Source organism: Veronia pacifica (assembly GCF_001707825.1).
Classification (GTDB): Bacteria; Pseudomonadota; Gammaproteobacteria; order Enterobacterales; family Vibrionaceae; genus Veronia; species Veronia pacifica.
Map to the genome: position 1 here is coordinate 22,276 of NZ_LYBM01000036.1, position 18,660 is coordinate 40,935.

Annotated in this window: 16 protein-coding genes and 1 pseudogene; 6 read left to right on the top strand and 11 right to left on the bottom strand. The window is 46.8% G+C overall.

Features of this window, described 5'->3' with window-relative positions:
* Positions 1-43 precede the first annotated feature (43 nt).
* Positions 44-2,179 (top strand): phosphate acetyltransferase, encoded by a 2,136-nt coding sequence (pta, locus tag A8L45_RS17120; RefSeq protein WP_068904503.1) that lies wholly within the window; start codon positions 44-46, stop codon positions 2,177-2,179.
* 50 nt (positions 2,180-2,229) lie between these two features.
* Here the strand turns inward: pta and A8L45_RS23900 are convergent, their stop codons facing one another.
* Entirely contained in the window at positions 2,230-4,254 is a 2,025-nt protein-coding gene (locus A8L45_RS23900) for a hypothetical protein (RefSeq protein ID WP_083228393.1), read from the bottom strand.
* A 199-nt stretch (positions 4,255-4,453) separates the two neighbouring features.
* On the opposite strand from A8L45_RS23900, the gene A8L45_RS17130 reads away from it, so the two are divergent.
* Positions 4,454-5,560: a response regulator gene (locus A8L45_RS17130; RefSeq protein ID WP_068904505.1), complete on the top strand. Its 1,107-nt coding sequence runs from the start codon at positions 4,454-4,456 to the stop codon at positions 5,558-5,560.
* Between the two features lies 1 nt (position 5,561).
* Here A8L45_RS17130 and A8L45_RS17135 read toward each other — a convergent pair whose 3' ends face one another.
* The 5 genes and pseudogenes from A8L45_RS17135 to A8L45_RS17155 all read right to left on the bottom strand — a co-directional run bounded on the left by A8L45_RS17135 (position 5,562) and on the right by A8L45_RS17155 (position 11,587).
* Positions 5,562-6,182 (bottom strand): LysE family translocator, encoded by a 621-nt coding sequence (locus A8L45_RS17135; RefSeq protein ID WP_217492178.1) that lies wholly within the window; start codon positions 6,180-6,182, stop codon positions 5,562-5,564.
* Between the two features lie 169 nt (positions 6,183-6,351).
* Positions 6,352-7,731: a TRAP transporter large permease gene (locus A8L45_RS17140; protein WP_068904509.1), complete on the bottom strand. Its 1,380-nt coding sequence runs from the start codon at positions 7,729-7,731 to the stop codon at positions 6,352-6,354.
* On the bottom strand, positions 7,728-8,294 hold the full coding sequence (locus A8L45_RS17145) for a TRAP transporter small permease subunit (RefSeq protein WP_068904510.1): 567 nt from the start codon (positions 8,292-8,294) through the stop codon (positions 7,728-7,730). The genes A8L45_RS17140 and A8L45_RS17145 overlap by 4 nt, the downstream gene beginning before the upstream one ends.
* 80 nt (positions 8,295-8,374) lie before the next feature.
* Positions 8,375-9,481, bottom strand: a complete 1,107-nt coding sequence (locus A8L45_RS17150; RefSeq protein WP_068904512.1) for a TRAP transporter substrate-binding protein — start codon at positions 9,479-9,481, stop codon at positions 8,375-8,377.
* A gap of 405 nt (positions 9,482-9,886) precedes the next feature.
* Positions 9,887-11,587: pseudogene (locus tag A8L45_RS17155) on the bottom strand (pyridoxal phosphate-dependent decarboxylase family protein).
* Between the two features lie 344 nt (positions 11,588-11,931).
* On the opposite strand from A8L45_RS17155, the gene A8L45_RS17160 reads away from it, so the two are divergent.
* Together A8L45_RS17160 and A8L45_RS17165 are read left to right on the top strand one after the other, a co-directional pair.
* A complete protein-coding gene (locus tag A8L45_RS17160) occupies positions 11,932-12,699 on the top strand; it encodes a sulfite exporter TauE/SafE family protein (protein ID WP_068904514.1) in 768 nt (255 codons plus the stop codon).
* Positions 12,700-13,001: 302 nt separating this feature from the next.
* On the top strand, positions 13,002-13,847 hold the full coding sequence (locus A8L45_RS17165) for an ion transporter (RefSeq protein ID WP_068904516.1): 846 nt from the start codon (positions 13,002-13,004) through the stop codon (positions 13,845-13,847).
* A gap of 165 nt (positions 13,848-14,012) precedes the next feature.
* Here A8L45_RS17165 and A8L45_RS17170 read toward each other — a convergent pair whose 3' ends face one another.
* Positions 14,013-14,780: an isocitrate lyase/PEP mutase family protein gene (locus A8L45_RS17170; RefSeq protein WP_068904518.1), complete on the bottom strand. Its 768-nt coding sequence runs from the start codon at positions 14,778-14,780 to the stop codon at positions 14,013-14,015.
* A 158-nt stretch (positions 14,781-14,938) separates the two neighbouring features.
* Between A8L45_RS17170 and A8L45_RS17175 the strand changes: the two genes are divergently transcribed.
* Positions 14,939-15,844 carry a LysR substrate-binding domain-containing protein gene (locus A8L45_RS17175; RefSeq protein ID WP_068904520.1) on the top strand — a complete coding sequence of 302 codons (906 nt, stop codon included), beginning with the start codon at positions 14,939-14,941 and terminating at the stop codon, positions 15,842-15,844.
* An 82-nt stretch (positions 15,845-15,926) separates the two neighbouring features.
* Entirely contained in the window at positions 15,927-16,205 is a 279-nt protein-coding gene (locus tag A8L45_RS17180) for an Rdx family protein (protein WP_068904522.1), read from the top strand.
* Between the two features lie 20 nt (positions 16,206-16,225).
* On the opposite strand, the gene A8L45_RS17185 is transcribed toward A8L45_RS17180, so the two are convergent.
* Genes A8L45_RS17185 through A8L45_RS17200 form a run of 4 tightly spaced genes read right to left on the bottom strand, consistent with a single transcriptional unit; the run spans position 16,226 to position 18,509 of the window.
* Complete coding sequence (locus A8L45_RS17185; RefSeq protein WP_068904524.1) at positions 16,226-16,624, bottom strand: CBS domain-containing protein; 399 nt, start codon at positions 16,622-16,624, stop codon at positions 16,226-16,228.
* Positions 16,621-16,971: a P-II family nitrogen regulator gene (locus A8L45_RS17190; RefSeq protein WP_068904527.1), complete on the bottom strand. Its 351-nt coding sequence runs from the start codon at positions 16,969-16,971 to the stop codon at positions 16,621-16,623. The genes A8L45_RS17185 and A8L45_RS17190 overlap by 4 nt, the downstream gene beginning before the upstream one ends.
* A gap of 21 nt (positions 16,972-16,992) precedes the next feature.
* Positions 16,993-17,778, bottom strand: coding sequence for a DUF1538 domain-containing protein (locus A8L45_RS17195; RefSeq protein ID WP_068904528.1), 786 nt, complete (start codon positions 17,776-17,778; stop codon positions 16,993-16,995).
* Complete coding sequence (locus tag A8L45_RS17200; RefSeq protein WP_139122409.1) at positions 17,775-18,509, bottom strand: DUF1538 domain-containing protein; 735 nt, start codon at positions 18,507-18,509, stop codon at positions 17,775-17,777. Before A8L45_RS17200 ends, A8L45_RS17195 begins: the two co-directional genes overlap by 4 nt.
* Positions 18,510-18,660: the final 151 nt, after the last annotated feature.

Sequence of the window (18,660 nt, forward strand, 5' to 3'; positions counted from 1 at the left end):
CAGAATTTTATAGTAAGAGGAAGTCCCTGTGTCTCGTACTATCATGCTTATCCCAATCGGCCAGGATGCCGGACTGACCAGCGTCAGCCTGGGTGTGTTACGCACCATGGAGCAAAAAGGCGTTCGCGTTTCATTTTTCAAACCTATCGCCCAGCCACGTCAAGGCCAAAACCAGTTTGACCTGACCACAAAAATCATTGAAGCCAATACGGCAATGCAGGTGGCTGAGCCACTGAGCATGAACTATGCCGAGAACCTGATCTGTAATGATCAGAACGATGTGCTGATGGAAGAAATCATCGCACGCTTCAAAGAAGCAACGGCAGATGCTGAAGTTGCTCTGATTGAAGGTCTGACACCGACTCGTAACCATCCTTTTGCCAATCAGGTTAATTTCGAGATTGCCAAAACACTGGATGCTGAAATCGTATTTGTAGCAGCGCCGGGTAATGACAACCCAGCCCAGCTGAAAGAACGTATCGAAGTTGCGGTATCTAACTTTGGCGGCAGCAAAAACAGCAACATTTCAGGTCTAATCATCAATAAGCTGAACGCACCTGTTGATGACCACGGCCGTACCCGCCCAGACCTGTCTGACATCTTCGATGATGCAGCCAACGAGAAAGCGAACCTGGAAGTGATGGAGATCTTCAACTCCAGCCCTATTCGTGTTCTGGGTTGTGTGCCATGGAGCATCGAGCTGATTGCGACACGTGCCGCTGACATCGCATCACACCTTAAAGCAGAAATCATCAACGAAGGTGAACTGAACACTCGCCGTATTCGTGCAGTGACCTTCTGTGCCCGCTCTATCCCTAACATGGTTGAGCACTTCCGTCCGGGCTCTCTGCTGGTTACCTCTGCAGATCGTCCTGACGTTATTGTTGCAGCCTGTCTGGCCGCGATGAATGGACTGGAAATTGGTGCCCTGCTGTTAACCGGCGGCTACGAGATCCCGGAACAAATCAAAACACTGTGTGCACCGGCATTCGAATCTGGCCTGCCAGTATTTACCACGCAGGGCAACACATGGCAGACGTCGCTGAACCTGCAAAGCTTCAGCCTTGAAGTCCCTGCTGACGATAAAGAGCGTATCGAGTCAGTGAACGATCACGTTGCTGCGCATATCGACGGTAATTGGATTGAGTCTCTGTCTGAAGGTTCAAACCGTGAGCGTCGCCTGAGTCCTCCGGCATTCCGTTACCAGTTGACTGATCTGGCACGTAAAGCCGCTAAGCGCGTTGTTCTGCCTGAAGGTGATGAGCCTCGTACCGTAAAAGCAGCCTCTATCTGTGCTGAGCGTAAAATCGCTGAGTGTGTGCTGCTGGGTAATCCAGAAGCCATTAAGCGTGTTGCTGAGCAGCAAGGCGTTACTTTGGGTGCTGGTGTACAAATCATCGATCCTGAAGCCGTTCGCGAGCAATATGTTGCGCGTCTGGTTGAGCTGCGTAAGAACAAGGGCATGACTGAAGTCGTTGCCCGTGAGCAGCTGGAAGACACCGTGGTACTGGGTACCATGATGCTGGAAAACAACGAGGTCGATGGTCTGGTGTCTGGTGCGGTTCACACCACCGCTAACACTATCCGTCCACCACTGCAGCTGATTAAAACCGCACCGAGTGCCTCACTGGTATCTTCTGTGTTCTTTATGCTGCTGCCTGATCAGGTACTGGTATACGGCGACTGTGCAATCAACCCAGATCCAAACGCGGAACAACTGGCAGAGATTGCTATCCAGTCTGCTGACTCTGCGAAAGCATTTGGTATCGATCCACGTGTTGCCATGATCTCGTACTCAACGGGTACGTCTGGTCAGGGTGCTGACGTTGAAAAAGTGCGTGAAGCGACCAAGATTGCACAGGAAAAACGTCCTGATCTGGTTATCGATGGTCCGCTGCAATATGACGCGGCGATCATGGAAAACGTTGCTAAGTCGAAAGCACCTGATTCTCCGGTAGCAGGTAAAGCGACAGTCTTCGTCTTCCCTGACCTGAACACAGGTAACACTACTTACAAAGCTGTGCAGCGTTCTGCAGACCTGGTTTCAATCGGTCCAATGCTGCAGGGTATGCGTAAGCCTGTGAATGACCTGTCTCGTGGCGCACTGGTGGATGACATTGTCTACACCGTTGCTCTGACAGCAATTCAGGCAAAACAAGCGGACGACGCTAAGGCGTAAATTCGGTTGAGTAAGCGTATATAGAGCCAGTGCTATTGCACTGGCTTTTTTTATCCTGCTTTATCACGAAGATGTTTGAGGTGAGATTCGGCAATAGAAAAATCAAACTTGTTAACCGCTTCCTGAAGTTGCCTGAACTCTTCCATCTGGTTGACCCAGTCAGGCAGACTTTTAGAAATATCGGCCAGCTTATCCTGAGCACCGACATCGTAGTTGTGCAGGCTTTCCTCAAGCTCTTTCAGCATATCCAGCGCACTTTGTTCTAATGGCTCATGTGCTGCAGCGGGTTCTTGCGGTTTTTCAATATGATCCAAGGTACTGTTCACAACTTGGTTAAAGTCAGCCAAGGCATGATTAATCAACTCCATTAGCCCCTGGAGTTCCTTGTTGGTCACTTTCTGGCCTTCTTTGTACTTATTCTCCAAAAGTGACGCCTGCTGGGCAATGTCCTCTGCGCCGACATTTTCCGCCGTTTCGCGGCAGGCATACATTATGTTTTCTCCCTTTTCAGGTTCAGTGAGCGCGAAAATCATCTGGTCAGACTGATTGTTCAGAAAAGACAGTAACACTCTAAGATATTTGGTTTTATTTCCACCAAGGCGCTGCACGCCCTCACCAAGATTCACCCCATGAATATGATCAACCATAAGATCGAACATGGTGTCATCCAGCGACGACAGTGACTCCGGTTCTTTTGCTGACTTATCGCTATCCAGCACTATCGGTTCCATATCGGATTCAGAACTGTCCATCGCCGAACGCTTGAGAACAGATAACATCTGACTGGGGAGATAGGCTTTCGTCAAGGTGGCAAAATGCTCAGGAAGCAGATGTTGTCGCTCCTTACTAACGATAGGATCGTCACCAAGGATAAGAACGTGGTGTTCGCCAGTAAACGTGGTACAAAGCTGCTTCAGGATGTCGGGGTCGCCGTGTTCATAGACATGCTGATCGAAGATAAGAAACTCGATGTTATCGTCTTCTTCAATTAAATCGAGTGCGCGGCTTTCAGTTTGGCATACCATCACCTTACCACCGGCTGTCTCCAGCAACCGACCAAGACTGTTATCAAGCACAATGCACGGAGACACTACCAGAATATTGTTGCCCGCAAGCCGCCCTGTCATGCTGTCACGAAGTTTTACCATACCACTCAGCCCATATTGACAGCGTACTGTAAACGAGAGCGAATCAACGTTTGAGTCTATTAAGCCGTAATGAAGGCTCCCTCCCATCTTGCTCACCAGACTCCATGCTTCTTTGAGTTCGTCGTTACCGACAGATGGCTGTCCCTCTACATTGCGGCGTAAACCATCGTGATTAATAGTAAATTTCAACACCAAATCCGTGTCGTGACGTTCTACACAGGTGACACTCATGCTCATTGCCTCACTTGGAGGCATGTCCGCTGACTTGTTTTTGGGCTGCCAGGAAAAGACCATAAAGATCAACTCGCGCAGCGTCTTGATATCCATCAGTACCGTGGTGCTGACATCGGGATCAAGGTCCAGTATCAGCGTATCGTCCGGGTGGGCGAAGTGGATTTCAGTCACCATACTGGCCAGCAGAGGCTCCAGTTCCATTTCGTGCCAGCCGTTTGCCGACTGGTGACTTTTATCCATACTGCCAAACAGCTGTTCGGCGGTTGAACGGATGCGTTTCAGACATTCCACTTTGTCCGGTGAAACCTCATCTTTAAGTAACATGTTAGATAACCCCATTAAGGAGTTCGCCGTCCGCAATCTAATATCAGAGGAAAAACTAAAAGCAGGAACGGGATGTGGCTTCATGTTCAGTTCAGGGTTTCTCGGTGCCCGTTTTGACTCGTATTCTTTATCTTCCAACCTATCGAGCAGTTTTTGATTTCGATTTTTCAATACCACCAAAGCCACTAACATCATTCCCGTCAGGATCAGCAAAAGCACCAGAATAGATTTGTCCCCTGCCCATGCCTGATGTTCAGTCACAGCGAAAACCGGGAGAGATAGCGTCGACGATAGAGTGAAAAACAGTGTAGCCAACGTGAACCGGACTTTATAAGTACATCTCGTTTTCATTGTTGTCAGACGTTGCATGTTGATCACCTTTTTTGCTGTTTGCTGCCAGTCTCTGGCGTGTCAAAGCAAACACGTGTTCAGGCTAAATTTACGGGACAGTCCACGGTAGTTACTCTCCCATCACTGACTCAAATTAGAGTCACTAAAATCACTATTGGAACATTGTTAAGAGTAGACCTAGGATTGTAAAAGTGGAAAGCAGAGTGAGGGGAGCCGGATGTCAGAAACCATGCCTGAAAATGCGAAAAAACCTGTCATTCTGGTGGTTGACGACACCCCCGAAAATCTGGTGTACGCCACTGAATTATTGCGTGGTGATTACGATGTTAAAGCGGCCACAAGCGGGCAGACAGCACTGTCAATTTTCGATAAATTTCAGATAGATCTTATCTTACTCGACATCATGATGCCTGATATGAATGGATATCAAGTTTGTCAGCAAATTAAAGCCCATACCAGAGGACCCAAAGTACCAATAATTTTTCTATCGACCCGCAGCGGTATGCAGGATCAGGAAAAAGGTTTTCTCGCAGGAGCAGCAGATTTTATCAGTAAACCGATTAGCCCCACGCTGGCAAAAACCCGAATAAAGCTTCACCTTGATTATCAGCGTCTTAAAAATGAAGAACAGCAGCAACTCGACAACGACGCAATGACAAAAGGAACGGAAAATACTGACGATGTCGTCAAGAGGTTGACCGAGTCGACTGCCGTTATGGAGATGACGATTTATGCCCTTGCTAGACTTTGCGATGATCAGGCTTCGTCTGGTAATCATATCCTTCGGGTACAACACTACGTCAAATTGCTGGCAGAGCTATTAATGCAAAAGCAGCGATATAAAGAGCTGTTGAATCAAGACTATATCGATATGGTGTATCGCTGCGTACCCCTTTATTTACTGAGAAACCCAATTCAAGCAGATAAAGACAACGCAGAAAATAATAAAAATCATCACAGCAATGCTGTAAAACAGGCGCTAGGCTGGGCAGAGGAAAGTTGCGGAAAATACAAAACTCAGTTGAGTGCAGCAAAAGATATGGCTTACAGCTATACGGAACACTGGGATGGAACAGGCTATCCTCTGGGATTATCGGGTGAAGATATTCCTTTGAGTGCCAGATTGCTCAATATCGCCACACATATTGAAAATCTGATGAAAAGTAACGACCAACGGGCTATCGAGGTGCTGTTTGAACATCTGGAACAGCTCAGCGGTACCTTACTTGACCCGCAGTTAGTGGAGCTGGTTCAAAGCAACCGGACATCTTTGTTGCAGATAGCCCGGCGTTTTGACAGTGATCCGATGAAACACATTGCCTGAATCAGCTTTTCGCTAACCAGGCCCCCACGCCTATCATGGTTGTGCCGCCAATCCTGTTTATGACCTTCACGTTACCGCTTTTTTGCAGCAAATGGCCAAGTGTTTTTCCACCGCTGGCGTAAAGCAGTAAGCAGAGGAACTCAGTCAGCAAAATAATAGTGACCAGCACGCCCATTTGCTCAACCATAGGTTTAGTGGCATCAATAAATGGCGGAAGCAAAGACGCCATAAACGCCCAGCCTTTTGGGTTGGCGATTGCCGTAACAAATCCCTGACTCGCCAGTGCTTTCGCAGATTTTTGAGGAATATCTTCCGGATTTTGTGGCACGGCCAGCTGACCTTTCGATTGCCACATCTGAATACCGAGGTAAATCAGGTAAGCGCCACCTGCATACTTAAGTACGGTGAAAAGTAATGGGTAATTGAGCATGACCGCTGCGACACCGACGACAGAGGCTATCGCTACCAGACCAACACCCAGTAACTCTCCCCACATCATAGGCAGACTTCGACGAACACCGATAGTCATACCAAGGGTCATGGACAGTGTCATGCACATACCGGGAGTCACTGATACCAAGAAAAAGGTTGGGATGAACAGAGCGATCACCGCCACATCCATAGAAAATGCCACTGCTTAATCCTTCAAAAACGACACAAGATGATTCAGTAAATAGATATTTCCGTTAACTGACAAGTGTTTTTTGATTCATTAATGACACATTGATAGGTCTTTATTTTTTCTCTAAATGATACGCCCGGCGGGTAGTACCGGGCGTTTAAATCGGCCTTTATCCGTAAACAGTTTCCGGTAACCATGTTGCCATTTGCGGCCAGATTGCCAGCATGATAAGAACAAACAGCTGAATAGCGATAAATGGCATGACGCCGCGGTAAATGTCTGACGTCGAAACCGAATCCGGAGCCACTCCTCTCAGATAAAACAGCGAGAAGCCGAACGGCGGGGTCAGGAATGATGTTTGCAGATTCAGTGCAATCATGATCCCCAGCCAGACTGGATCCAGTCCCATGGTCAACAAAATTGGCGCGACAATAGGTACAACCACGAAAGTGATTTCGATGAAGTCGAGGAAGAACCCGAGCAGGAACATCACCAGCATCACCAACAACATGGCGCCAAATACCCCACCCGGTAGAGACGTCAGAAAGTCTCTGACAATGTCATCACCGCCAAAGCCTCGGAATACCAACGAGAAGAGCGCCGCACCAATCAGAATTAGGAAGACCATGGCTGTCACTTCAGTGGTCGTCCGCAGTACTTCTTTTAGAATACTCAAGCTAAACATACGCTTGAATATTGCCAGTACGATTGCCCCAACAGAGCCGACAGACGCGGCCTCCGTTGGCGTCGCAATACCCGACAGAATAGAGCCAAGCACCAGCACAATCAGCATCACAGGTGGGAACAAGACAGTGATGACCTGAAACCACAATTCCTTACTGACTTTGCGTTCCTCTTCAGGAATCGGCGGGACTTTTTCTGGCGATACTATCGCAACCATAATCAGGTAGGCGATATAGAGACATACCAGCAAAATGCCGGGTACCAAAGCACCCAAGAATAAATCACCGACTGTCACACTGTCAGGCGAATAAATGCCGCGATCGAGTTGTGACTGTTGGTACGCTGACGAAATCACATCACCCAGCAACACCAGTACAATCGAAGGCGGGATAATTTGCCCCAAGGTGCCAGACGCACAAATCGTGCCCGTCGCGACCTGCGGTGAGTAACCCCGGCGGAGCATGGTGGGTAGAGACAGAAGGCCCATGGTCACGACCGTCGCACCAACAATACCGGTACTCGCAGCGAGTAACATACCTACCAGCGTTACTGAAATACCGAGTCCACCAGCAAGTCCACCGAATACCAGCCCCATAGTCTCGAGTAAGTCTTCAGCGATTTTTGACTTTTCGAGCATCACGCCCATAAAGACAAACAAGGGTATCGCCACCAATAACTCATTCGACAGCGTGCCCTGAATACGATTTGGAATCGCCTCAAGAAAAACCGGATCAAACGTACCCGTCAGGTAGCCAATACCCGCAAAAATCAGTGCGCATCCCGACAAGGTGAAGGCGACTGGATAACCAATTAATAAAACCCCGAACGTAAACAGAAAAAGGGCTAAGGCAAGAAACTCTGTCATAGCGGATGTTCCTCATCATGTTCGTCGAGTAATTTGGCTTCTGACAGATGACCCGTCAGCACCAAAACAGCTTTTAAGGCTTCAGCAGCGCCTTGAATCGCAACCAAAACAGGCATGATTAAAATGCTGGTTTTGAACAGGTATCGAGCATCGACCCCGCCTGCTTCCTGAGAGCCTTCACGTATCTCCCAGGACAGCTGAACATAGTCCAAAGCAATGTAAAAAATAAACGCACAACTGGGTAAAAGCAGAAGCAGAAAGCCAAATAAATCAATCCAAGCTTTGCGCTTTTCGCTCATCGGGCGATAGAAGATATCGACCCTGACGTGAGCGCCTTTCAATAGGGCATATGAAGCGCCTAACATGATCACGTAGTTATGGAAATAAAGAATCAACTCTTGCAGGAAGACGGAGCCTGTGTTGAAGACGTAGCGCATCACAACGACAACAAATGTTATCACCACAACAGCCAGTACAAACCAGGAAACAAAACGACCAATATAATCGCTCAGGCGATTAATCGACCGCACAAAAGACATCAAAAAAGGGGAAGCGGTATCCATGCTACAACTCTTATTAGCAATGAAAGTTGAGAGAGAAAAATGACAGGACGACAGACGCCGCCCTGTTTATTTATGACAACTTATTGAGGGTTACGAGCATTAAGCATGGCTTGCTCTGAAATCGCATGCCAGTCAATCGCTTCAGTACGGAATGCCTTGTAAGACTCGTAGACTTTCTTACTGATTTCATCCGCATTAGCTTCTTCAGCTACCACCTTATCCGCTAATACCTGAAGCTCGCTCAGCACTTCTTTCGGGTAAGGTTTGAGCTGAACATTGTGTTCGTTAACCAAAGTTTTAAGTGCTGCGTTATTGCGCGCAGTAAACTCGGCAAGCATACTGACGTTTGCCACTTTGGTCGCAGCCAGAACAATTGCCTGAAGATCTTTCGGCAGTGCTTCAAACGCTTTTTTGTTGATCAGCGCTTCAAGCGTTGTGCCCGGCTCGTGCCAGCCTGGGTAGTAGTAATACTTCGCAGCTTTATGAAGACCAAATGCTAAATCGTTATATGGACCCACCCACTCTGTTGCATCTATCGCACCGGACTGAAGTGACGGGAAAATTTCACCGCCCGGCAGCAGTACTGGTGTACCGCCAGCGCGCTTCAGCACTTCGCCTGCGAGGCCAGGAATACGCATTTTCAGGCCTTTCAGGTCATCAATCGTATTGATTTCTTTGTTGAACCAGCCACCCATTTGAACGCCCGTGTTACCCGCGGGCATTGGGATGATACCGAAAGGCTCGTAGGCTTCTTGCCAAAGCTCAAGGCCGCCACCGCTGTATATCCAGCCGTTCATTTCTTGTGCCGTCAGGCCAAAAGGTACCGCCGCAAAAAACTGACCCGCTGGCGCTTTACCTTTCCAGTAGTAGCCCGCGCCATGACCCATTTCAGCGGTTCCGCGAGATACTGCATCAAAAATTTCCAGAGCGCCCACCAGCTCGCCCGCACCATATACTTTCACTTCAAGGCGACCGTCACTCATTTCAGTGATCAAATCAGCGAGCTGATTGGCACCTGTACCTAGGCCAGGAAAGTTCTTCGGCCAAGTGGTGACCATCTTCCAACTGATTTTTTCTTGTTCCACTTTTGCAGCTTCCGCCGCCTGCTCGGGCTTGTCACCACAACCGGCAACAAATACCCCCATAGCAAGCCCCAGTGCGGCTAATATTGATCGACGTTTAAACATGTAAAATCTCCATGATCTTTTCTGACGTTAATTCCACAGCTTGTTTAACGGGGTGAGTGCACGTCCAGGATGTGACACCCGTTCAGGTGCTGTTGTCGACCCCGCGGAAAACTGCATACTTACTGACCACAAGGTTAATAGTTTGTTACACCAACCATAGCCAGACTGTGCAAAACTGAATAGTCCATTGATGAGGTTGTTTGAAGCGGGTCAAACAATAAGCAGAAATCAGAGTCAAAAAGGCATACAGACAGGAAATATCTGATTTTAGTCTATTTGTTGTAAAGGACAGCTGAAAAGCGGGAAAGTAGAGATAAAGTGGCGCAGTTTTATTAGACTTTAGTCTAATAATATTTATCTGTGAGAAAAGGAAAGGGAGCAAAAAGCTCCCTTTTTATGCGTTAATTAACTGCGAACAACCAGTAGGTTATCAAGATACGTATCGATGTGTTCACGGCGTGTGGCCGGATTCATGAATACGCTTTTCACCCGGAATATACGCGCAGCTTCCGCGCTGTGCATAGTTTGTTAGAGCAATTGATTCAATCCAGTTAGTATAAAGACCGACTTTTCCACGGTTTTTAAAGATATGACGATGATACTCGGTATTTTTCGCCATTCTTGCCATAATTTCAGGGTGGTGCATGCTCTGCTTTTCTAACAGATATTCTTCATCAGCGTTGGTCACTAAATCTCTGTCATAAATACGGAAGTTAACACTTGGTCCCTGATTTTCAGGGAGACCGTCTTGACTGAAGGATCTAACAACAGACGGTGACGCATGTAGTTGGCATTTTGCAAACAGTGAGCAAGCACCGCCTGATACCCCTCCAACCCCATAAACTTGAGCGCAGAATAAGCGCCGAAAAGACCAGACGCGCCACGTGAACATTCAATCGTCGACTGAAGGTGTGTACTGCCCTGAAGATCATCTTCAAAATACGAGAAGTTTGACGGGTCATTCTCCAGCGCTTTCATGTCTTGCTTGTTCTTGATCATCACAAGACTCGACGTGTATGGCACATAGCCCCACTTCTGGAAGTCGACAGTGAATGAGTCTGCATATTTCAGCTCACGCATTTTCTCGACAACACTTTCGATGCCTTTGAGTGTTGAGTCGTTAATCGCAAGCGGATTGCGCTTAAAGTCGTAATCAATGAAAAACATCATTGACCAACCCACAGCCGCATCAACATGGATATGAGGTTTAACACTCACGCCATACTCTTCGCACAATCTGTCACGCAGATCATGAACAGGCTTCACACGGTCGATGGCGAAGGTGTCTGTTGTCCCCATGGTCAGCATGATGCAAGGCACAGCCGTATTTACCGAGAAGCAAGCGCGTAAGCTAAGTTCAAGGTCATGAAGGTCGATATCGTGACTCTGTGTGACCTTGATGCGGATAGTTTTGCCTGACAGGTCGACCCCAAGCAAAGACAGGTTGGTCATGTTCGAGTAATGACCAGCCTGAGAATTCAGGATACGATAATCTTGTGCGTAACCAAGGCCGTTCACTTTCGCATCCGGTAACGATTTTCTGATCCCCAGTAAATATCCGTAAAGGTTGCAGAAAGTCCCACCCTGTGTAAACAGCCCGGTAGACTGCTCCGGATCATACCCCACGATATTGGCTATCTGACGCACCACATTTTTTTCAAGGTGCTCAGCCAAACCCGCATATTCACTGTAAACAAGGTTTGGGTTTGCCAGCGTTCCCATCATTGCACCGTAGATGCTCGGGTCACATGGCATCGTGATGACATTTTCTACTGATGAGGGATTTTCCCAGTCTTTTGACATCGCCGCGGCAAAGGCCAACACATCATCAGGTTGTCCGTTTGGACGCGTGAGGTGTTTTGGGGTGTGGCTATCATTCAGAAGACGTTCTTGTAGTGTCTGACCGTCAGGGTAAGCAGACAAACGATCCTCTGGGTTGAGATGAAGTTGGCGGAACTGATTATGCGCTGCAAAACCCGGATCTTTATAAATTGGCCATAATTCGGGATCACGATTGAAAAAGTCAGAAAACACAGTCTGATAAAGCTTATCGAACTCTGGAGTAACGATATTCGCTTCTTTGTTACGTAGCAGGGAAAGATCCATCTAAAACTCTTCTCTTGTCTTAATCAAAATATTGATTTTATGAGGAAAAAGAGGGTGTGATATCCAATAGCGTCAAGCAATGGCGCAACACACATTCCATTAAAATTATTATACTGATTAACATCCACTAAAGCAGATTTAAATATTAGTTATTTATCACTAATTCTTATATTGAATTGGTTTGACAAATTAAAAAAGAATAAATAACTAATAGAAAACAAAGTTTTTTTCTGTTTTTTGATAAATTAGCGAATGAAATACCATGTCCATAAACGCAAACAGAATACTGGTATCCCTTTGACAGTCGTGTTATCAAACGACTGAATTTTTATTATTGGGGCAATATGGACATTCTCCCGGCAGTTGGGCTTTTCATCGGTTCACTTATCGCTAATACCCTGTCTTCTCTGGCTGGCGGCGGTGCTGGCCTATTGCAGTTACCTTTGCTCATCTTTCTTGGCCTACCATTTTCCATGGCACTGGCGACTCACAAAGTTGCGTCCGTCGCTCTGGGGATTGGCGCAGCAGCAAAGCATCTCAGAGCGGGCAATCTCGCTCCTCTTTCTGCGATTTATGTCATCCTTGCGGGAGCAACAGGTGTCATTGCAGGCGCTCATCTCATCCTCTTCGTTCCGGGCCCGTTTGCGGAAGCCGCGCTCGGGGGCTTCATTATTTTTCTTGGGTTGTATTCGCGAACCCAAAAGTCTCTGGGACAGGAAGCCAATCCGAAAAATCGTCATTTAACCGGACTGGTGATTGGCTGTGTTGGTTTATCGGCAATTGGGCTACTCAATGGCTCACTGACCGCAGGCACTGGCCTTTTCGTTACCCTGTTCCTGATTCGCTGGTTCGGCTACGACTATAAACAGGCTGTTGCGATGACACTGGTCTGCGTCGGATTGTTCTGGAACGGACTGGGCGGTCTTACTCTCGGGCTGGCTGGCGGTGATATCCATTGGCCATGGTTACCTGTTCTGCTCGCCGGGTCCGCATTGGGAGGATATCTCGGCGCACACTTGGCACACAAAGGCAGTAACCGCCTCATCAAGACAGTATTTGAAGTGGTCACCTTTGGCGTTGGCATCAAACTTCTTCTTGGTGTTTGGTTGTGAGGATACTCAGTTGTTGCAGGTGAAAGCATGATACTGAGAGGCTTAGTCAGTACAGATAGTCATAGCAAACGGTGCATACAAATGACAAACCAATGAACTGAACGCCTATTGAGACCAACAATAGAGAGGCTTGATGCTGTGTTCGTTCACCGAGAAAATACTGACGGAAACCGCAAAAATGTCACCTGAATAATCAGAGAATTACCGATAGAGACTGTCTGTCAGGTAACATTTACCCACTATCGTATTCTGCTCCAACAGATTGACCACCAAAATTTATACAAGTAAAAGGATTTACAACAGTGATTTCTTCATTGCACATCCGTTTGACTGCCATTAATCAACACAGATATTTTCAAGCCTTCACTGTCGCGATCATCATTATCGCAGCCCTGTCTATCGGTGCAAATACCTTTGTATTACCTGAGAGTGTAAGCCTTGCAATTCATTGGCTGGATCAATTTATCCTGTGGTTTTTTCTTTTTGAAATTGTCTTAAAGTTTTTCTCTTATCAAAATAAGCTGGATTTTTTCAAAAGCGGATGGAATTTGTTTGATGCTGCGATTGTGATAGGCAGCTTGATACCCACAGCAGGGCAAGGCGTTCTTATTGCAAGGCTGCTCCGTGTATTCAGGGTGCTACGCCTGGTCTCTGCGGTTCCACAGTTGAAGCTGTTGATTAATGCACTTTTTAAATCCATTCCAAAAATGGGTTACATAGCGGTGTTGATGTTCATCATTTTCTATATCTATGCAGTGATTGGAAGTCTCGTCTTCTCTGATATTAACAGTGTGTTATGGGGCGATGTATCCATATCCATGCTGACGTTGTTTCGTATTGCTACGTTCGAGGACTGGACCGACGTCATGTATGAGACCATGGAAGTGTACTCCACCAGTTGGCTTTTTTATCTGACATTCATCTTCCTTACGGCCTTTGTTTTTTTGAATATGATGATTGGTGTTGTGATTGAAACGATGACAGCTGAACACGCTTTGGCGGAGCAAGGCAAAGAGGATGACGTCCCAACGGCTGCACAAAACAGTGAACCAAGACAGATACTGGCGACACATCAACAAATTGAGCATCTTCAAAACGAGCTCAGTGAAATAAAAGCCCTGCTGCAGCAGAAAAACAGTAGCAGCTAACCACAAAAGAAGTCGCACTCAACGGCGTTTACTGGAATAAAACCCGCTGTTGAGTGCTTACTGAAAAAATCAAGACGAGTAACGGAAATCATCAGATTGAAACGTCCAAGAGAAGCCAGCCGTGATCACTCTGGCTTCCCTTAATTATCCTATTAGGCTCGATGCTTACAATGTGTCTACTAATACCGAACCGGTTCCTTTCGACTTCATTTCTCTCAACTGAACACCGAGATATTGATATATTTTTTCATGTGCGAAGTTTCCAGAGCTGATTCGTTTTACACCTGCTTTCGTCAGGTTTTCGAAATTAGGGAGATCCGGTACTGTCATGACATTTATCGGAAGTGTTGTTGAATTCACCACACGTTTAATATCTTCGAGGTCTGATATACCGGGCACAAACAAGCCGTCAGCGCCAGCTGCCTGATAGACTTCAGCACGTCTAATGGTTTCAGAACACGCCTCTTTAACACCCAATAAGAAAGTATCCGTTCTCACATTAGTGAAAATCTCTATTTTCCGTTCTTTCAATAACGCACGGACTTCTTTCAACAGGTGTGCAAAATCTTCAGCCTTTCTTAATTTGCGTTCCGCTGTTGGAATACTGTCTTCCATATTGATACCAACGACACCACACTCTGCGAGCTGCTGTATATTATCGGCAATGACATTCGGCTCAACACCATAACCCGCTTCAATGTCGACGCTGAGCGGTAATAAGCTAGAGGCTACGAGTCGTTTAACCACAAACAAAAGTTCAGCAAACGGTATATTTTCACCATCCTGATAGCCCAACATACTGGCAATGGCGGCACTGGATGTGCCGAGAGCCTGATAACCTGCTTCCTCAGCCATTTTTGCACTGGTGGCATCCCAGACATTGCCGATCAGTAATGGTGTACTTTGTTGATGAAGCTGCTCAAATGTATGCATTTTTTCTTCCTTTGGCTCAGAGCACTCACGCCCTGACTTGATGATCCTAAAACTATTTTGCTGTTACCTCTGTCCTTAAACCAGCAATACAAATCGACTTTTAAAATAAGCACTGCTTATAATGCGATCACCAAGATAATCAGGATAAATAAGAAAATTTGCTTAAAAATATTAATTTACTTGTGACGTTCGAATGCGCTGCCCGCTACCGAAGTTACAGTCTGGCAGCAGAAGAGCTCTGTATTTCGCAGGCAGCTGTGAGCCAACAAATGCGACAACTTGAGCGAAGCCTTACCTGTCGGTTATTTATCCGTAAAAACCGTAAAATGCTACTGACTCAGCAAGGTAAAATGCTTTTCGAACATACTCAGAAAGCACTTAACATCATCAATACTGCGACTGGTAAACTGCAGTCCGAAGGGGTCGCTGGTGAACTGACGGTGAGCTCCACACAGGCATTTATTTCTCTGTGGCTTATGCCCCGGCTACAACGCTTTTATGAACGTCATCCAGATATACAGATTCACTTCGTTTCATCCGCAGCCTTTGACGATCTCAGACAGTCCCACATTGATGTGGCTATTCGATTTGGATCTGATGATGACGTCACCAAACAACCGGGGATGGCATCTGAATATTTTGGCGAAAACAGGGTATATCCAGTGTGCTCCCCAAGAGAAGCTGAAAAGCTCAAACATCCGAATGATTTGCGTTCCTGTCGATTAGTGACATTAGAAAAACCCGGCAGTTACGATTGGATGAGTTGGTGTAAACATGCACGCGTTGAAGGGATTGATAGCCATAATTCGTGGACTTATGTCGCCACAACTGACATGGCATTAAATGCGGTGATACACGGTCATGGCGTCGCACTGTCTGTGAGTTATCTTTGTCAGGAACAGCGAGATAAAGGACAACTGGTCGTCCCTTTTGACTTGCCTCATCCCATACCAGTAAAGCGATATTTTATTTACGATGCTCAATCAGCAAAACGCACCCGCTTGGATATCTTTATGCAATGGTTGAAAGATGAAATGGCATCTGAGTGCGAGTTTTCAATATGATAAGCTGCCACCTAAAGACAATAATTTACGTTTGCTGTTTATCTTACAGCACCCCACAGCGATAAAACGGAAAGCATAAAACATGGAAAAAGTCTCAATAGATATCTACTACTGTCGCCAGTGTAACTGGATGCTGAGGTCAGCTTGGATGACTCAGGAATTGCTCTCGACCTTCAGTGAAGAAATTGCGCGTATCAGCCTTCACCCTGACACTGGCGGCCGATTTGAGATTCTCTGCAATGACGAGGTGATATGGGAGAGAAAGCGCGATGGTGGTTTCCCTGACGTGAAAAGCCTCAAACAAAGGGTCAGAGACCAGATTGACCCAGACAGGGATCTGGGCCATGTCGACCGTAAATGAACACAAGGGTTGGAGCCTTGTCATTCACTCAGCATACCGAACATCACAATAGTGTTGTAACTGACCATGCCCAAAATCTCACCACCTTCAATAACTGGCGCACGGCTGATCCCAAACCGCTCAAATAACCGAGCGCAATATTTGATCTGCATATCGGGCAAAACAGACAGTGCCGGTTTGGTCATGATTTCATAAACGTTGACCCTGTCCGGCGCCTTATCTTTTGCTAACACTTTACGGGCTATGTCATTCATCAGCACGATGCCATATTCATCATTTTCATCGCGCTTATCAACAATGATGGCTTTGACATTTTTTCCCCGGGCAATGCGAATCGCCTCTTCGACTGTCGTCAATCCTTCGACAATAACAAAGCTCTGTGCCATCACGTCCCTGACTTTTTTGGCATTCGTGTTCATATCTCTTCCTTAATTTTTTTTCTCAGCTCTTCAACTTGGTGGGCCACACCAACGGCATCCTCAACATCCAATTGCACCGCAATACCCTTACCTGATGACGCATCAAATTCACCAACCTCATTGATGGTTTCAAGAATACTCCGGGCCAGATGCTCCTCGACCAAAAAAAGAACCACATCGCGCTGAACATCTAACGTCAGGCCAAAAAAGGTTTTCTTCTTGGTTAACCCCTCACCCCGAGCATTATTTATCACTGTCGCTCCCGTTGCTCCTGCCTGCCTGGCAGCATCAAGAACCTCATCGGTTTTTGAATCTTCAATAAAAGCGACAATCAGTTTGAACCGCATCAGGAATTCCTCGTTTTATATTCAAGTTTTTTTTGCCTTGGCTGCTAACCATTCCGTGATCTGCGCATACCCCATTACTGTGATCATAGGAAATAAGCTGGCAAATGCGATAAGACCAAAGCCATCGATCATTGGGTTTCGGCCCGGCACGGTGGATGCCAAGCCCAGACCCAGCGCCGTCACCAAGGGAACTGTGACTGTTGATGTTGTTACGCCGCCAGAGTCATAGGCAAGCGGAACAATAAATTTGGGAGCAAAGTGGGTCTGTATCACCACCAACACATAGCCCACAATGATGTAATAGTGAATTGGATCGCCGGCGACAATCCGATAGCTGCCGAGGGCAATGCCGATAGCGACCCCAAAAGCAACAGATAAGCGCAACCCGTTGGCGTGAATCGCGCCTCCCGACACCTGAGCGGCCTTAATTGACACCGCAATAAGCGACGGCTCAGCCACCGTGGTACTGAAACCAATCGCCGCTGCGAAAATATATACCCAGTAATAATCTGCCCAATCAAGATGTTGAGGAATAAGCCCGTCGTCACCAAACAGAAACGAAGGTGCAGTCAACTGAATCGCCATCGACTCGCCAAGCGGAAAAAGAGCAAGCTCCAAACCGACCAGAAACAACGACAGACCAACCAGAACATAAATAAATCCGGCAATCACTTTTTTCAAATGAGGAACGGGTTGACGCAAAATGGCGAACTGAAAACCAAAAATAATGCAGACTATCGGCACGACATCGCGCACTGTAGAGACGAAAGTATCGGTCAGGAGAGGCAGTAAATCATTCAGTGTCATGCCACCACCATCCCGTACAACATCACAAAGATAACAGGAAGTAATGACGCGAAAGCAATAAGGCCAAAACCATCAATCATTGGATTTCGCCCTTTTATCACTGTCGACAAACCCACTCCAAGAGCTGTCACCAAAGGCACAGTGATGGTCGATGTGGTAACACCACCTGAATCATAAGCAATGCCAATAATCGCTTCAGGTGCAAACACCGTGATAATCACAACAAGGATGTAACCGACGATAATCATCCGATGAATCGGCCAGCCTTTGAGGATGCGTAACACGCCAAGCATGATTGCAAAGCCGACAGAAAGAGCCACTGTTATCCGTAACCCCAGTGCGTAATTGTCCATTACCTCTGGCGTATCAGCTATCATCCCGCCCCGCGCAGCAACATCCGCAGCGACGCCTGTCACGGCTGTCAGCGCAGGTTCAGCAATCGTCGTACCAAAACCAAGTAAAAAGGAAAACACCATTAGCCAAAATACACTTCCTTTCCTCGCCAATGCATGAGCCATGCTTTCCCCTATTGGGAAAAGCCCCATCTCCAAGCCAAAAATAAAAAAGGTCAGGCCCAGCACTACCAGCACCAATCCCACCATGATAGATAGCCAGTCGGGAAGTGGTTGCTGTAAAACAAAAACCTGAAAAAAGCCGATAACAACGATAATTGGAAGCAAGTCTTTCAAACTTCCAAACATCGCTTTAATCAATGCAGATAAATCGTTCAAGGCTACTACTCGTTTTCACTCGTTCAGATACCCTGCCAGACAGCAGGTTCATGTTTGTGGCTCCGCACGAAAGCAGTATTCAAAACAACAGGAAGGCAAAGGTCGCTCAAACAGAACAATCTTTATTTTGTCGATTCACGTACTCCCACCG

Coding starts and splice junctions, on each gene's coding strand:
- pta (WP_068904503.1), top strand. CDS start 44: ATGCTTATCCCAATCGGCCAGGATGCCGGACTGACCAGCGTCAGCCTG.
- A8L45_RS23900 (WP_083228393.1), bottom strand. CDS start 4,254: ATGCAACGTCTGACAACAATGAAAACGAGATGTACTTATAAAGTCCGG.
- A8L45_RS17130 (WP_068904505.1), top strand. CDS start 4,454: ATGTCAGAAACCATGCCTGAAAATGCGAAAAAACCTGTCATTCTGGTG.
- A8L45_RS17135 (WP_217492178.1), bottom strand. CDS start 6,182: ATGGATGTGGCGGTGATCGCTCTGTTCATCCCAACCTTTTTCTTGGTA.
- A8L45_RS17140 (WP_068904509.1), bottom strand. CDS start 7,731: ATGACAGAGTTTCTTGCCTTAGCCCTTTTTCTGTTTACGTTCGGGGTT.
- A8L45_RS17145 (WP_068904510.1), bottom strand. CDS start 8,294: ATGGATACCGCTTCCCCTTTTTTGATGTCTTTTGTGCGGTCGATTAAT.
- A8L45_RS17150 (WP_068904512.1), bottom strand. CDS start 9,481: ATGTTTAAACGTCGATCAATATTAGCCGCACTGGGGCTTGCTATGGGG.
- A8L45_RS17160 (WP_068904514.1), top strand. CDS start 11,932: ATGGACATTCTCCCGGCAGTTGGGCTTTTCATCGGTTCACTTATCGCT.
- A8L45_RS17170 (WP_068904518.1), bottom strand. CDS start 14,780: ATGCATACATTTGAGCAGCTTCATCAACAAAGTACACCATTACTGATC.
- A8L45_RS17180 (WP_068904522.1), top strand. CDS start 15,927: ATGGAAAAAGTCTCAATAGATATCTACTACTGTCGCCAGTGTAACTGG.
- A8L45_RS17185 (WP_068904524.1), bottom strand. CDS start 16,624: ATGAACACGAATGCCAAAAAAGTCAGGGACGTGATGGCACAGAGCTTT.
- A8L45_RS17190 (WP_068904527.1), bottom strand. CDS start 16,971: ATGCGGTTCAAACTGATTGTCGCTTTTATTGAAGATTCAAAAACCGAT.
- A8L45_RS17195 (WP_068904528.1), bottom strand. CDS start 17,778: ATGACACTGAATGATTTACTGCCTCTCCTGACCGATACTTTCGTCTCT.